Raw genomic sequence first — 1,016 nt, forward strand, 5'->3', positions numbered from 1 at the left:
GTTTATGGTATCATCCTATAAAAAGGTAAAATTAACAGCAGTAAAATAATTCATACGGGTAGGCTGAAGTAAAATGTTGAACCAAGACCTTCAACGCTTTCTACCCATATTTTGCCCTTATGGCATTGGATGATCTCGTTGGAAAGATAAAGTCCTATACCAAAGCCCGATACATTCCTGATCTTTTCATTATCTACCCTGTAAAAGCGCTGAAATACTTTTTTATGATCTTTAGGCTTAATACCCACACCCTCATCGGTAACTGCAACCTGGATACTACTATTCATGCCATGACTTTTTATAGTAATATTACTTTCTTTGGGTGAATATTTTACCGCATTACTTAAAAAGTTATTTATTACCTGGGCTGTTTTTTCCTTATCGGCGTTAACATTCAAAACATTCGATCCATCAAAAATTACTGTGTGACTAATGTTTGTATGAAGCAATTCTGTAATACAATCAGCTATTAGTTTGTTTATGTCAAACACTTCCGGCATAAGTTGTAACTTACCTGATTCAAGTTTCGAGAGATCAAGAAAACCATGAATTAGCTCGGTCATTTTATTAACCTGGCTGTTAGCTTTGGTAAGGGCGTTGTTTACCAATGCATCATTAACAGGTGCCAGTTTTTTTATTAGTATTTGGATGTACGATTTGATAGAAGTAAGCGGTGTTTTTAATTCATGACTGGCCATCGCTATAAAATCATTCTTCCTGATCTCGTCGCGCTTATTTTCGGTTACATCAATTACAGTTCCCAGCATACGCAGTGGTTTTTGATGTTCATCAATAACTAATTTGCCTTTAATGCTCAACCAGTGTACAGCGCCATCGTGCCAGGCAACCCGTACATCGTGGGCATAACTCCCGGTTTTAATTGAGGTGTAAAATGAATCCAAAATAATTTGCTGATCCTCGGGTAACACTTGTTTTTTAAATGCCTCCTGTGCTGATAATAAAGTTTCGACCGGATGCCCTAATAATTCCACTAATTGAGGCGGGCAAATGTGTTC

Annotated in this window: 1 protein-coding gene; it reads right to left on the reverse strand. The window is 37.2% G+C overall.

The annotated features are described in order from the left end of the window. Window positions 1-50: 50 nt before the first annotated feature. Window positions 51-1,016, reverse strand: a 966-nt coding sequence (locus AC1DPZ_RS27900) for a sensor histidine kinase (protein WP_477409662.1), incomplete at its 5' end; no start/stop codon positions are given.

It is taken from the genome of Mucilaginibacter sp. P4_G9, from assembly GCF_056400985.1.